Annotated in this window: 19 protein-coding genes; 5 read left to right on the forward strand and 14 right to left on the reverse strand. The window is 59.8% G+C overall.

Annotated features, from left to right (window positions below):
• Positions 1–55: 55 nt before the first annotated feature.
• Complete coding sequence (locus tag O8B93_RS13040; RefSeq protein ID WP_269710423.1) at positions 56–499, forward strand: hypothetical protein; 444 nt, start codon at positions 56–58, stop codon at positions 497–499.
• 18 nt (positions 500–517) lie between these two features.
• Here the strand turns inward: O8B93_RS13040 and O8B93_RS13045 are convergent, their stop codons facing one another.
• From O8B93_RS13045 to gatB, 5 genes are all read right to left on the reverse strand, one after another.
• Entirely contained in the window at positions 518–955 is a 438-nt protein-coding gene (locus O8B93_RS13045; RefSeq protein ID WP_269710424.1) for a DUF2155 domain-containing protein, read from the reverse strand.
• A 132-nt stretch (positions 956–1087) separates the two neighbouring features.
• Positions 1088–1486 (reverse strand): NADH:ubiquinone oxidoreductase subunit NDUFA12, encoded by a 399-nt coding sequence (locus tag O8B93_RS13050; RefSeq protein WP_046800275.1) that lies wholly within the window; start codon positions 1484–1486, stop codon positions 1088–1090.
• A gap of 110 nt (positions 1487–1596) precedes the next feature.
• Positions 1597–2070 (reverse strand): GNAT family N-acetyltransferase, encoded by a 474-nt coding sequence (locus O8B93_RS13055; RefSeq protein ID WP_269710425.1) that lies wholly within the window; start codon positions 2068–2070, stop codon positions 1597–1599.
• The gene (locus O8B93_RS13060; RefSeq protein ID WP_142839643.1) at positions 2067–2564 is read right to left on the reverse strand and encodes a GNAT family N-acetyltransferase; all 498 of its coding nucleotides are present in this window, start codon (positions 2562–2564) and stop codon (positions 2067–2069) included. Before O8B93_RS13060 ends, O8B93_RS13055 begins: the two co-directional genes overlap by 4 nt.
• A gap of 207 nt (positions 2565–2771) precedes the next feature.
• Positions 2772–4277: an Asp-tRNA(Asn)/Glu-tRNA(Gln) amidotransferase subunit GatB gene (gatB, locus tag O8B93_RS13065; protein WP_269710426.1), complete on the reverse strand. Its 1506-nt coding sequence runs from the start codon at positions 4275–4277 to the stop codon at positions 2772–2774.
• 150 nt (positions 4278–4427) lie between these two features.
• Here gatB and O8B93_RS13070 point away from each other — a divergent pair, with 150 nt between their 5' ends.
• Positions 4428–4760, forward strand: coding sequence for a DUF1294 domain-containing protein (locus O8B93_RS13070; protein ID WP_269710427.1), 333 nt, complete (start codon positions 4428–4430; stop codon positions 4758–4760).
• Here the strand turns inward: O8B93_RS13070 and O8B93_RS13075 are convergent.
• The gene (locus tag O8B93_RS13075) at positions 4742–5251 is read right to left on the reverse strand and encodes a GNAT family N-acetyltransferase (protein ID WP_269710428.1); all 510 of its coding nucleotides are present in this window, start codon (positions 5249–5251) and stop codon (positions 4742–4744) included. The two genes, O8B93_RS13070 and O8B93_RS13075, sit on opposite strands and share 19 nt — an antisense overlap.
• 274 nt (positions 5252–5525) lie before the next feature.
• Between O8B93_RS13075 and O8B93_RS13080 the strand changes: the two genes are divergently transcribed.
• Positions 5526–5783 carry a YjhX family toxin gene (locus tag O8B93_RS13080; protein ID WP_142839639.1) on the forward strand — a complete coding sequence of 86 codons (258 nt, stop codon included), beginning with the start codon at positions 5526–5528 and terminating at the stop codon, positions 5781–5783.
• Between the two features lie 58 nt (positions 5784–5841).
• On the opposite strand, the gene gatA is transcribed toward O8B93_RS13080, so the two are convergent.
• From gatA to O8B93_RS13095, 3 genes are all read right to left on the reverse strand, one after another.
• Positions 5842–7323 (reverse strand): Asp-tRNA(Asn)/Glu-tRNA(Gln) amidotransferase subunit GatA, encoded by a 1482-nt coding sequence (gene gatA, locus O8B93_RS13085; RefSeq protein WP_142839636.1) that lies wholly within the window; start codon positions 7321–7323, stop codon positions 5842–5844.
• 55 nt (positions 7324–7378) lie between these two features.
• Positions 7379–7666: an Asp-tRNA(Asn)/Glu-tRNA(Gln) amidotransferase subunit GatC gene (gene gatC, locus O8B93_RS13090; protein ID WP_003521472.1), complete on the reverse strand. Its 288-nt coding sequence runs from the start codon at positions 7664–7666 to the stop codon at positions 7379–7381.
• A 125-nt stretch (positions 7667–7791) separates the two neighbouring features.
• Positions 7792–8496: a metal-dependent hydrolase gene (locus O8B93_RS13095; RefSeq protein ID WP_269710429.1), complete on the reverse strand. Its 705-nt coding sequence runs from the start codon at positions 8494–8496 to the stop codon at positions 7792–7794.
• Between the two features lie 84 nt (positions 8497–8580).
• Between O8B93_RS13095 and O8B93_RS13100 the strand changes: the two genes are divergently transcribed.
• Both O8B93_RS13100 and ruvX read left to right on the forward strand, forming a co-directional pair.
• Entirely contained in the window at positions 8581–8883 is a 303-nt protein-coding gene (locus O8B93_RS13100; RefSeq protein ID WP_167305589.1) for an alkylphosphonate utilization protein, read from the forward strand.
• 14 nt (positions 8884–8897) lie between these two features.
• Positions 8898–9377, forward strand: coding sequence for a Holliday junction resolvase RuvX (gene ruvX / locus O8B93_RS13105; protein ID WP_269710430.1), 480 nt, complete (start codon positions 8898–8900; stop codon positions 9375–9377).
• On the opposite strand, the gene O8B93_RS13110 is transcribed toward ruvX, so the two are convergent.
• From O8B93_RS13110 to O8B93_RS13130, 5 genes are all read right to left on the reverse strand, one after another.
• Positions 9329–9646 carry a DUF6105 family protein gene (locus O8B93_RS13110; RefSeq protein WP_269710431.1) on the reverse strand — a complete coding sequence of 106 codons (318 nt, stop codon included), beginning with the start codon at positions 9644–9646 and terminating at the stop codon, positions 9329–9331. The genes ruvX and O8B93_RS13110 overlap by 49 nt on opposite strands.
• The gene (locus O8B93_RS13115) at positions 9643–9804 is read right to left on the reverse strand and encodes a hypothetical protein (protein WP_158523269.1); all 162 of its coding nucleotides are present in this window, start codon (positions 9802–9804) and stop codon (positions 9643–9645) included. Before O8B93_RS13115 ends, O8B93_RS13110 begins: the two co-directional genes overlap by 4 nt.
• A gap of 249 nt (positions 9805–10053) precedes the next feature.
• A complete protein-coding gene (locus O8B93_RS13120; protein WP_080825247.1) occupies positions 10054–10698 on the reverse strand; it encodes a TetR/AcrR family transcriptional regulator in 645 nt (214 codons plus the stop codon).
• A 148-nt stretch (positions 10699–10846) separates the two neighbouring features.
• Positions 10847–11458 carry a GNAT family N-acetyltransferase gene (locus O8B93_RS13125; protein ID WP_269710653.1) on the reverse strand — a complete coding sequence of 204 codons (612 nt, stop codon included), beginning with the start codon at positions 11456–11458 and terminating at the stop codon, positions 10847–10849.
• A gap of 140 nt (positions 11459–11598) precedes the next feature.
• The gene (locus tag O8B93_RS13130) at positions 11599–13251 is read right to left on the reverse strand and encodes an acyl-CoA dehydrogenase family protein (protein WP_269710432.1); all 1653 of its coding nucleotides are present in this window, start codon (positions 13249–13251) and stop codon (positions 11599–11601) included.
• Positions 13252–13290: the final 39 nt, after the last annotated feature.

The raw sequence follows: 13290 nt of genomic DNA on the forward strand, positions 1-13290 counted from the left end.
ACCCGCAAAAACTTGACTTATCCGATCATGATATTTCATTTATTGGGGGATGATCATGCGCTGGATCGCGGCCTTCTTGTTAACGCTGGCACTGGTAGCAACGGCGACGGCCGCTGAACAGCGCCCCAACCCGCAAGCCGCCTGGCGAAACGAAGTTTCACGCGCCCTGGCGGGCGCAACCGGCCGACCCGAATTCAAGGTCGTGCGGACGAAAAATCAGCAGGTGCTCCTTGTCAGTTTTCGCGTCGACCAGACGGGGAAAATGCAGGCCGTACAGGTCAAAAACATCAGGAACAGCACTTACCAAGCCCGAGCGGCTGTAAAGAAGGTATTTTCCGAGGTCCGATTCCCCTCACCTCCTGCCAGCGATCGGCCCCACAAATTCAGCGTTCCAATCGTGATCGGACCCGAACTGACGCGGGAAGAAATGATCGAACAACTCGAAAGCAGAAGCAAAACCCTGGCCGCTATGGCCGAGAAGCTGAAGCGCCAGCGGTAGTTACCGATCAGACGGTGATTATTTGCTGGCCGTAGAAGGGGCAGGAACTTCCGAGTCCTGCTTGCAGCCCGTCAGCCACACGTCGTAGATCGGGTGCTCAACGGCGTTGAGGCCCGGGCTGTCGGCGAACATCCAGCCGGTGAAGATTCGCTTGATCTTGCGGTCGAGGGTGATTTCATCGACCTCGACAAAAGCGTCGATCTTCTGGGTTTCCATCTGGTCGCGGGAATAACAGACCTTTGGCGTCACCTGAAGCGCGCCGAATTGCACCGTCTCGTCGATATAAACATCAAAGGATGTGATGCGGCCGGTGATCTTGTCGATGCCGGAAAACACTGCAACGCGGTTTTCCAGACGGGCGGCGGCGACGGGTGATACGATGAGGACAGCAGAGACCGCAGCAAACAGCGACACTGTCAGCGCACGCAAAGAACGATCCCGCGTGATTTTCCTCATAGGATATGTCTCCAAATATTTGCCTGTGTCGAACCGCCGACCGGATCAACGCCTAAGGGCGGAATGTGGCAAAAACCGGTGAGGCCGGATGCAAGCGCGGCGTTTTGCACAACACCGCGCATCACAAGATGCTTAGTTGCCGGGGGTCCAGGCGTCGTAGTCGCCGGTCACGCGCGGGCGTTCGCCGGCAACAGCCAGCGACCCTTGGGGGCGATAGGCCTTGGACGTGCCGGTGTGGTTCGGCTGATGCGGCTTCTGCCAGTCGCGCGCGACGTAGCTTTCCTGGCTCGGTGGTACGTCGGTGCGATAATGCATCCAGCCATGCCAGCCCGGCGGAATGGCCGAGGCTTCCGCATAACCATTATAGATCACCCAGCGGCGCGGCATGCCCCAAGAGGTGGTGCCGCCTTCGTAATAGGTATTGCCCAACTCATCCTGTCCGACTTTCTTGCCAAAACGCCAGGTATGAAACCGCGTTCCGATCGTCTGGCCATTCCACCAGGTGAAGATTTGCGTCAGGAGAGTCTTCATTATCCGTTCCTCGGGCTTGAATGCGCTGCAGCGATTTTAAATCGCACGGCACAAGACATGCTTATGCCGCCCCTCACGGCAATTGTCCAGCATTTCGAGATATATCGGCGCTATTTCAGCTTCATCCTGAAGCCTAAATGCCGCTTCTCGAAACCCAGTCGCTCATAGAAGCGATGTGCGTCCAGCCGGGCCATGTTGGAGGTGAGCTGGGCGGCATTCATGCCCTGACGACGTGCTTCCTCAAGGCAATAATTGATCATCACCGCACCGATACCCCGTCCGCGCATGTCAGACCGTGTCTGCACCGCCTCGATCACCATGGATTTGGCCCCTCGCCCCACGAGCTTGGTGAGGATGGCCGTCTGGAAAGTGCCGACCACTTCGCCATCCAGTTCCGCCACATAAAGCGTTTCGCTGGGCGATGCGGCAATGGCGCGGAAGGCCGCGAGATAATCGGGCTGCGCCGATTCGTCGGTGGTGTCACCGTGGCCGCCGATCTCGTCGGCGGCGAAAATGGCGGCGAGCGCCGGAAGATCATCTTCGCGCGCCGTACGGATTATCAGTTTCTGCAATGTCGCATTCATCGGGTCAGGCTCTTTTCCATAACGATGCCGGGTAAACCCTCGATGCCGGCCATGCGCTCGATTCGGTCCACCTCGACAAATCCGACGCCTTCATAAAAGGCGATTGCGACAGTATTTTTAGGCTCGACTTCAAGACGCATGATTTCCGCATCCGGAAAGCAGGTTTCCAGTTCGGCGAAGAGATCGCGGCCGACGCCCTGCCGCTGAAGATCGGGCGCCACATAGAGCTGGTGCAACAGGGCCGTCTTCGCCATCTTGGTGGACATGGAGCCATAGGCCATGCCACCGATCCGCTTGCCGTCATCAGCAACGAGAAACTCGCCGCCCTTTTTCTCGACACGGTCCTTCATGGCCTGCGGCGAATGCCATGCGGCAATCAGCTCGTTCACCTTGTCTGCGCCGTAGATCGCGTCATAGGTGGCGTGCCATGTCGTCGCGAGCAGCGTCCGGACCGGCTCGATGTCACGCAGGCTGGCTGTGCGGATGAAAAACATGATCTGGCTCCGTCTTGAAACAGAAATGCCGGGCGTTGATCCCGGCAGAAGTGATGTCAGTCCCTCGTACTCGACGTCATCCTCGGGCTTGTCCCGAGGATCTGAGCACGTTTGACCTTGTGGGTCATTAGATCCTCGGGACAAGCCCGAGGATGACGGATGAGAGCTGTCGGCCTCAATGCTTCTACGGCACGAGGCAGCCTGCGCTTACTCGTCCTCGATACCGAGCTTGGCCTTCACCAGCGCCTGCACCGCCTGCGGGTTGGCCTTGCCGCCCGTCGCCTTCATGACCTGACCGACGAACCAGCCGGCGAGCGTCGGCTTTGCCTTGACCTTCTCGACCTGATCCGGATTGGCGGCGATGATATCATCCACGGCCTTTTCGATGGCGCCGGTGTCCGTCACCTGCTTCATACCGCGGGCCTCGACGATTTCAGCCGGATTGCCGCCTTCGTTCCAGACGATCTCGAACAGATCCTTGGCGATCTTGCCGGAAATGGTCTCGGCCTTGATGAGATCGATGATGCCGCCGAGCTGTTCCGGGGAAACCGGCGTCGTTTCGATATCCTTGCCTGATTTATTGAGCGCGCCCAGAAGATCATTGATGACCCAGTTGGCGGCGGCCTTCGCATCGCGACCGGCGGCGACGGCTTCGTAATAATCGGCGATTGCCTTTTCCGAAACGAGGATCGAGGCGTCATAGACCGACAGGCCGAGATCGGCCACGAAACGGGCCTTCTTGTCGTCGGGCAGTTCCGGCAGATCGACCTTCAGCGCTTCGACGAAAGCATCGTCGAATTCGAGCGGCAGCAGGTCCGGGTCGGGGAAATAACGATAGTCATGCGCGTCTTCCTTGGAGCGCATGGATCGCGTTTCGCCCTTGCCGGGATCGAACAGGCGGGTTTCCTGATCGATGGCGCCGCCGTCCTCCAGAATGGCAATCTGGCGGCGCGCCTCATATTCTATGGCCTGACCAACGAAGCGGATGGAGTTGACGTTCTTGATTTCGCAGCGCGTACCGAAACCTTCGCCCGGGCGGCGCACGGAAACGTTGACGTCGGCGCGCATCGAGCCTTCGTCCATGTTGCCGTCGCAGGTGCCGAGATAACGCACGATGGAGCGCAGCTTGGTGAGGTAACCCTTGGCCTCATCCGACGAGCGCATGTCCGGCTTGGAAACGATTTCCATCAGCGCCACGCCCGAACGGTTGAGGTCCACGAAGGACATGGTCGGGTGCTGGTCATGCATGGACTTGCCGGCGTCCTGCTCCAGATGCAGGCGCTCGATGCCAATCTCGATATCCTCGAAATTGCCCTGACGGTCGGGACCAAGCGAAATGGTGATGGTGCCCTCACCGACGATCGGGTCCTTGAACTGCGAAATCTGGTAGCCCTGCGGCAGGTCCGGATAGAAGTAGTTCTTGCGGTCGAAGATCGAACGGTTGTTGATCTTCGCCTTCAGCCCGAGGCCCGTGCGTACCGCCTGCTTGACGCATTCCTCGTTGATGACGGGAAGCATGCCGGGCATGGCGGCATCGACAAGCGACACGTTGGAATTCGGCGCATTGCCGAAGGTGGTGGAGGCACCTGAAAACAGCTTGGAATTGGAGAGAACCTGCGCATGGACTTCCAGTCCGATCACGATTTCCCAATCGCCGGTGGCGCCGGGAATGAAGCGTTTCGGGTCGGGGGTGCGCACGTCTACAAGGGTCATCTGAAGCTCACGATATACGGGTTCTTTGGCTCTGGTGGGTAGAACATATGGCGCGCGGGCGCAAGACATCTTGCGCCCTGTCGCACGAAGCGCCGAATTTTCGGCGCTCTGCATACGTAATTTTTACGCGTCTGATTTTCAATTCAAATCATGACGATGATTACCCTGTGTTTCATGATCTTTGTCGCCTTCAATCTAGTCGTCTTTCTTGTCTATTGGTGGGACAGGCAAGCGGCGAGGAATGGCGGCTGGCGCATTCGCGAAAGCACATTGCTGGGGCTCGCCTTTCTGGGCGGCAGCGTGGGCGCAATTTCGGCTCAACGCCTGCTGCGGCACAAAACGCGCAAGGAACCCTTTCGCAGCATTCTGCTCTCCATCGTAATTTTACAAGCGGGCCTTGTTGCGTCAGTGGCAATCATGCCGGACTGGCCGGTGCGGCTTGTGAACAGCCTGATAAGGCTCAGTCAGAATTCCGTGCCGTAAAGACCGCTCTCGATCTCGACAAGCTGCTTTTGCAGGCCGACCGACTGCACATCGCGATCGAGCTTCGGCGCGTAGGAGACTGAGAGCCAGCGGACGCTGTAGCCATGGTGGCGGAAAAATGCGACGGCCGGTTCGTTCTGGGCGTGTGTTTCAAGCCGGATGGTTTCAAAACCCCTGTCCGCTATCAGCCGTTCAATATCGGCCAGCAGGAAGCTACCGACCTGCCGGCGCTGAAAATCCGGATCGATCCAGAAATCTGAAATCGTCTCGTCAAAATGTTCCCGCGCCGCCCATCCGGCAACCGTGCCGCCAAATTCCGCCACGCGAATGGCAAGCCATGATGACCGGGTGAAATTGGAAAAGGCGCTGGCCGCGTTGTCGTGAAGCGTCGCGGTGATGCCGAGTGCGGCGGTTGCCTGACGCCATGCCCTGAGGCCGATAGCCGCTAAGGCCGCCGCTTCCTGCTCATGCGCATTGCGAATGACGATCAAGCCGCGCCCTCCATGGCCATCACAAGTAAAACATCGGCGGCGCGATTCGGCCAAATGGTTTTTCCAGACGCGCCCTGGACTTGACCACGCCTGCCTTGCCCGCTAACCAGAACGGGCAAGAACGGAGTTTTTATGTTCGCTCAATCGGAGTCCTGGTAAAGGCCCTGCCCGCAAGTTTCTTGCGCGCCGGGCCAGATGAAACCGAGCCGGATGCCCCAACGGCACCCGGGTTTGCTTTCACGCGTCTAGATGACGCCGACCGGATTTCCAAAAAATGGACATTTCCCGCGCCGAACAGCGCATTCTACATCTGCTCGCCCAGGGCGGCAGAATTGAACTCGTTCGAGACGATACCCGCAAAATCGAAAAAATCGCGCTCTATACGCGCGACGGCTGGATTTTCAGCGGTCTCAATCTCCTCACCTTCCGCAAGCTGAAACAGAAGAGAGCGATCGCCTCTTCCGGCGGCAAGCCTTACCGCATCACGACGCGCGGGCTGGAACTCGTGCGGGGTGAGCTGGACAATCGATGAAAAACAAACGGGCGGCATTGGATGCCGCCCGTTCGTGTAGAAAGCTTGGTGAATCCGCTCACCACCACTTGGCGGGGGTGAACTTGCCCGCTGCCTGCTCGATGGCGTGTGCCGTCTTGAACAGCGTTTCTTCCTCGAAAGGCTTGCCGATGAGCTGCAGGCCGAGCGGCAGGCCCTTGCCGTCAAGGCCGGCCGGCACCGAGAGGCCCGGAAGACCGGCCATGTTGACCGTGATGGTGAAGACGTCCTGCAGGTACATCTTCACCGGATCGGAGGCGAGTTCCTCGTCACCGACAGCAAAGGCGGAAGATGGGGTGATCGGCGCCAGAATGGCGTCGACGCCCGCATGGAAGACGTTTTCGAAGTCACGCTTGATGAGGGTACGGACCTTCTGCGCCTTCAGATAATAGGCGTCGTAATAACCGGCCGAAAGCACATAGGTGCCGACCATGATACGGCGCTGCACTTCCTTGCCGAAACCGGCCGCACGGCTCTTTTCGTACATATCGGCAATGTCCTTGCCGTCGACGCGCAGGCCGTAGCGCACGCCATCATAACGGGCAAGGTTGGACGAGGCTTCCGCCGGTGCGACGATGTAATAAGCGGGCAGCGCATATTTGGTGTGCGGCAGCGAAATATCGACCACTTCCGCGCCGGCATCGCGAAGCCATTCCACGCCCTTGGCCCAGAGCTTTTCAATCTCTTCCGGCATGCCGTCAACGCGGTATTCCTTGGGGATACCGATCTTCAGACCCTTCAGCGACTGGCCGATGGCCTTTTCATAATCCGGCACCGGCAGATCAACAGAGGTGGTGTCTTTCGCATCCACGCTTGCCATGGTCTTCAACAGGATAGCGGCGTCGCGCACGTCACGGGCGATCGGGCCTGCCTGATCAAGCGAGGAAGCGTAAGCGACGATGCCGAAGCGCGAGCAGCGGCCATAGGTGGGCTTGATGCCGACGGTGCCGGTGAAGGCCGCCGGCTGGCGAATGGAGCCGCCGGTGTCGGTTGCTGTAGCGCCGGCGCAGAGATGCGCAGCCACGGCTGCTGCCGAACCGCCAGAAGAACCGCCCGGCACCAGCTTCTGGTCGGAACCATTGGCGCGCCAGGGATTGATGGCCGGGCCGTACCAGGAGCTTTCATTGGACGAGCCCATGGCGAATTCGTCCATGTTGAGCTTACCGAGCATGACGGCGCCCTGATCCCAGAGGTTCTGGGTGACGGTGGATTCATATTTCGGCTTGAAGCCATCGAGAACATGCGAACACGCCTGCGTGTGCACGTCGCGGGTGGCGAAAAGGTCCTTTACGCCAAGTGGAACGCCCTCCAGTTCGCCAGCCTTGCCGGCGGCGATGCGTTCGTCGGAGGCTTTCGCCATGTCGCGCGCCTTTTCAGGCGTCAGGGCGACATAGGCGTTCAGCGCGCCGTTCGCCGCATCGATAGCGGAGAGATAGGCGTCGGTCAGCTCGAGGGCGGAAAATTCTTTGCCCTTCAGCTTTTCGCGGGCTTCGGCAATGGTCAGGCTCGTCAGGTCGGTCATGGTCGGCAACGGCTTTCGAAAATCTCGGAAAAATCAGGCGGCAAACGGCGATCGCTTATTCGACCACTTTTGGGACCATGAAGAAGTCCCGGTCGGTCGCAGGCGCATTGGCGACAATGTCTTCCGCCTTATTGCCGTCGGTCACCACGTCGGCGCGTTTTTTCATGTCCACCGGGGTGACTGACGTCATCGGCTCGACGCCGTCGACATTCACTTCCGAAAGCTGCTCCACGAAACCGAGTATGCCGTTCAGCTGGCCGAGCATATTCTGTGCTTCTTCTTCGCTGACAGCGATACGGGCAAGGCGCGCAACGCGCTTCACGGTGGCGAGATCGACGGACATGGTTCTACTCCGATGGGATATTTCCCATTCGCTATAATCACCATGTCCGCCATTCGCAACGGTAGAAAGCATGTCGTGCCAAACTGCGGAGTGGTTTTGCGGCCCCGACATGCTCTCACGGAGCTTCAGAAGGACAGCGTATCGCCCGCCTTAGGCGTGTGGACACGCGCTTCCGAGCCTTCCATGCCGGCCACGAACTTGTCCGGCGTCTGATCGATGATCGGGAAGGAGCCGTAGTGGCAAGGAAGGACATTCTGGAACTTGAAGAAGCGCTGGCAGGCGAGCGCCGCCACGGCACCGCCCATGGTGAAGCGGTCGCCGATCGGCACGAGGCCAATATCCGGCTGGTGCAGTTCGTTGATGAGCTTCATGTCGGAGAAGATGTCGGTGTCGCCCATGTGATAGACGGCCGGGCCGTCCTCGAAATGCAGCATCAGGCCGTTGGCGTTACCGAGCGAATGGGAGACGCCATCTTCGGTAATCTGGGCCGAGGAATGCAGCGCATTGGTGAAGGTGACGGAAAAACCGTCGAAATGCACCGTGCCGCCGGTATTGCCCATATCGACCTTCGCGACACCCTTTGCGGAAAGCCAGGCGGCAAGATCGGCATTGGCCAGCACGGTGGCGCCCGTTTCGCGGGCGAGCTGAACGGTATCGCCGACGTGGTCGCCATGGCCGTGGGTCAGGAGAATATGGGTGATGCCTTCGGCCGCCGATTTCCCATCCTGTCCGGCAAAACCGGGGTTGCCGGTGAAGAACGGATCGATGAGGATCTTCGCGCTACCGTTTTCGAGGCGGAAGGCGGAATGGCCGAGCCAGGTGATTTTCATGGGAACTTCTCCTTTGTATTGCCGGTATATTATGACATAGGACGGCCTGAACAACCGCACTACCGATATTTCAGAGAGGCGACAATGGCTGCGGATAATGACGATTACGTGTATGATGAAGCGAGCGGCGAATGGCGGCCGGCTTCCGAACTGGCCGCCGAAGCGGCGCGCGCAAAGGAAGTGCGCGATGCCGCCGGCAATGTGCTTGAAGATGGCGATTCCGTAACGCTCATCAAGGATTTAAAGGTCAAGGGCACCAGCACAGTCATCAAGCAGGGCACCGTCATCAAGTCGATCCGCCTCACCGACAATCCCGAAGAGATCGATTGCAGGCATGACGCGGTCAAGGGTCTGGTGCTGCGCACCGAATTCGTCCGCAAAAGATAAAGGCAACACGCGACATGGCGACACTCACAATCGAGGAACTGGCGCAGACGCTGCGGCCCGCACAGGCGATTGCCGGCCTCGACCTTGGCACGAAAACCATCGGGCTTGCCATGTCGGACCTCTCACGTCGCTTCGCGACGCCGCGTCCCGTCCTCAAGCGGGTGAAATTCACGCAGGATGCGCAGGTGCTGCTGGCGTTTGCCGAGAAGGAAAAGGTCGCCGCCTTCATCATCGGCCTGCCTGTCAACATGGATGGCTCGGCCGGTCCCCGCGTGCAGGCGACGCGCGCCTTCGTGCGCACCATGGGCGAAAAAACCACCCTGCCCTTTATCTTCTGGGATGAGCGGCTTTCAACCGTTGCGGCAGAGCGCGCGCTTCTGGAAATGGACGTTTCTCGCGCCAAGCGGGCCGAACGCATCGATTCGGCGGCCGCGAGTTTCATTCTTCAGGGCGCGCTGGACAGGCTTTCCGCGCTGACCCGCGCGGCCGACTGACGGCCCTGCCACCAGGTGGTGATCTGCTTTCTCTTGCGGTATGCGAGGATCGCAAAAACGATCACACTATCTACCGCTATGGCGCGGGCGACCATTGGAGGCAGGTTTTCCGGCGGAATGCCGAGAATATTGCCGTATATCTCGAACACCAGATCATGGGTCTGGCGCGTGAGCATGTAGAAGCCGAAGCTCATGTCGTAATAGGAGAGCCAGTACCAACTGCCCAGCAGCGCGACGGGACCGGCCCAGAGGATCAAAAACCACTTCATGCCGTCTGCCCCCGCACAAAAAACGTATCGGGAATGCCGGCAAGCACCGCCCAGCGCACCGCAGCCATCAGGCATAGGTTCAGCGCCGGCGCGTCGATATCCAACGGCAGCATAGCAAAAAACGTCATCATGACGCCCAAGGCTGTCCAGCGGTTCACTTGCGGCTCCCTTATGCGCAGTCATTGCGCATGGTTAACATTTCGTTAATCCACACTGGACCCGCCGTCATGGCGAGGCAAATGAAAGCTGTCATTATGGTTAACGACGGGCGGGCGACATGTGGAAAAGAATGTGACCCCGTGAACGGACGGAAGCACCGGGCGGTTGCGCGCCCGGTGAAAACATGGCTGATTTTTCATTAACGTCGCGCCTGCCTCGGGTGCTTCCACCCGCCGCGGTAACTTCAGTCAGCCGTAAACGCCGCGCACCAGCCTTTTGACGGCGGTAGTAATCTTATCCCAGTCCTTATCGGATTTGAGCGGCACGCCGGCAAACTGGCCGCTGGTGGCCGCGGAAATGACGAGGTGCTGGATGGCGGCAAACAATACGGCGTTGACGGCAGCGGTATCCACGCCCTTGGGAGCCGCAAGCGAGCCGCGCATGCGCTCCAGCCATTTGCCCAGCGACTTGGCGCGGGCTTCGGCCAGCTGGCGGACCTGCGGCGAGCCATCCGAGACTTCCCAGGCGATGATCTTGCACACAAGCGGGTCGCTGCGCAGCGCATCCATGAAATAAAGCGCCAGCTTTTCCATGAGATCGCCGTAGGTCAGAAGAAACATGCCGCCGGTGTCTTCGGGAATACGATCCTTGACCCAGGAGCCGAGATCCTCGCCAATCGCCTCGATCAGACCGTCAAGGCCGCCGAAATAGCGATAGATGAGCTGCTTGTCGCAGCCGGCGCGGCGGGCAACGGCATTGATGCCGAACCCCTGAAACCCTTCCTCGGCAAGCAGCGACCGCGCCGCATTAAAAATCGCCTTCTCCGTCTGAGCACGATCCTTGATGCGCTTTTCCGGTCTGTCGGCTGAAATCGCCTCTGCGGTCGCCAGCATGATTCCCCACCCGTGTTAAGAAGGCCTGACCACAGGGGTTAACAAAGCATGAAGCGAAGGACAATGTGGCGGCAGGATTGGGCGGAATGTTCCTGTGGATGAAGCGGCCGCGCCAACAATCCTTACCCACACTATGGGGATGCGTCGCTCACTCCAAAGCCATGCCAAACCAAACGCTGCCGGGCGTTTCATGGCTGTCGAGGCGCTTGAAGCCCCGGGTTTCCCAGAATCGCATGCCCGCATGGTTGCGTTCGCTCGCGCCGAGATGGATGCCGTAGACGTTGTTCTGTCTTGCCATATCGAGCCAGCGCGACAGAAGCCGGGTGCCGCCGCCCTTGCCCTGCGTGCGCGGCAGGAGGTTCATGTGGATATGGGCCGGAAAGGGATCGGTAAGCCAGGAGGGCGTGCGGCGCGGATGGTGGATGGAATGAGCGCGGCGCTGGTCGGCACCCCATGTCTGCGGGTCGCCGCCGGGGTCGGGATAGAGGGCGCGCAGATGCGGCCACCATTCCTGCTCCAGCCGTTCTTCGTGCGAAGCCGTATCGAGCGCGCCGGCGATGTAGCCGCAGACACCCTCCTCGTCCTCGGCCACGAAAACGGCATCGGGCCAGAGACGCAGATAGGGCACGGAATAGATATGCCCCACCATACGGCCATCATTGTAAAGCGGGGTGGCATCCTGCCCGGCATCGCCGGTGGCAAGGCTTATGGCGTAAAGCGCGTCTTCATCTTCAGGGCGGGCGGAGCGGAAGGTCAGCATTTGCAGGCGCCCTCCATCTTCGTGCGCGGACACGCGCCAGCCGTCCGAAAGACAGGAATACTCCCCACGCCAACGCATTTTCTCAAATCCGATACCCCTCCCACAGGGACTGCAAAAAATAGCCCTCCACCCTTTATCGGTCAGGATGCGGGCGGATACAATAAATCGATTATATAATTCGGATCGAAGCGGGAATCGAGCATGCCGTAAGTGTGCCGCCAGCCGCCTGCGAGACGGGTTTCGAGGAAGGCATCGGCGATCTTGCCGGCGCCCAGGCGGCAAAGCTCGGCGGCAGCGGCCGCAAGCGCGAACTGTTCCACCAGCAGGCGGGCCGCACCCTCGTCACGTTCCGCAAGCGCGATCGCGGCGCGCAACACATCGGTGGTCTTCTTGCCGGCAGGTCCGAGATCGCGCTCCAGCGTCTGGAAGACGAGATCGAACAGGTCCTTGCCGCGCTGGAGAACCCGTAGCACATCCAGCGCCATGACGTTGCCGGACCCTTCCCAAATGGCGTTAACAGGCGCTTCGCGATAGTGGCGGGCAATCGGCCGCTCTTCGACGTAGCCGTTGCCGCCAAGGCACTCCATGGCCTCATAGATAAGCGCCGGCGCGATCTTGCAGCACCAGTATTTGACGATGGGCGTCATGACGCGGGCATAAGCGGCTTCTGCCGGATTGTTGCGGGCGGCGTCGAAGGCCGTTGCCAGCCGGAAGGAGAGCGCGGTCGCAGCTGCCACATCCAGCGCCATATCGGCGAGAACGCGGGTCATGATCGGCTGGCTGACCAGCATCTTGCCGAAAACCGAACGGCCGCGGGCAAAATGCACGGCTTCGGCAAGCGAGGCACGCATCATGCCAGCAGACGCCAGCGCACAATCGAGCCGCGTCAGCGTCACCATGTCGAGAATGGTGCGAATACCGCTGCCGGGATCGCCGAGCAGATAACCGAAGGCATCGGTGAATTCGACTTCGGCCGACGCATTGGAGCGGTTGCCGAGCTTGTCCTTGAGGCGCTGGAAATGCAGGCCGTTCTTTGAGCCGTCTTCCAGATAACGCGGCACCAGGAAGCAACCCATGCCGTCGCCCATCTGGGCGAGCATCACGAAACCGTCGCTCATCGGCGCGGAGAGGAACCATTTGTGGCCGGACAGACGATAGATACCCTCGCCCACCCGCTCCGCCGTGGTGCGGTTGGCACGCACATCCGTACCGCCCTGCTTTTCCGTCATGCCCATACCGATGGTGACGGCGGTTTTTTGCAGGGCCGGCTTCTGCGAGCTGTCATATTTGCGCGACAGGATCTTCGGCATCCATTCCTTCTGCACCCGCGGCGAAGTCATGATGGCGGCGACGGAAGCGCTGGTCATGGTCAGCGGGCAGAGATGCCCCGCCTCCAGCTGCGAGGTGAGGTAGAATTTCGTGGCGCGGGCCTTGTGCTCACTCCCGCGCGTATCGGGGGAATTCTCCCAGACGCTGGAATGCAGACCTGATGACATCGAACGGCGCATCAGCGCATGCCAGGCGGGATGAAACTCCACCTGATCCAGACGTTCGCCGCGCGGACCGTGGGTATGCAATTGCGGCACGCCCTGATTGGCCATGCGCGCCAGTTCCTGCGCCTCATGTGACGTGACGTAACGGCCAAGCTGGTCGTACTCGTCCCTCAGATTGCGCGACAGGCCGGAGGTGAGATCGACGATCAGCGGATCGGAACGATAGGCGTTGATACCGGACCAGAGGCTAGGCTGGTTCAGTTCGGCGAGCGTTTCTTCTGTCCGGGAATTCTGGGTCATCCGCTGCTTCTAGCTGTTTTGTACTGGCATTGCATAGTG

This window comes from Martinezella rhizogenes, assembly GCF_027460065.1.
In the GTDB taxonomy this organism is placed as follows: domain Bacteria; phylum Pseudomonadota; class Alphaproteobacteria; order Rhizobiales; family Rhizobiaceae; genus Agrobacterium; species Agrobacterium rhizogenes_C.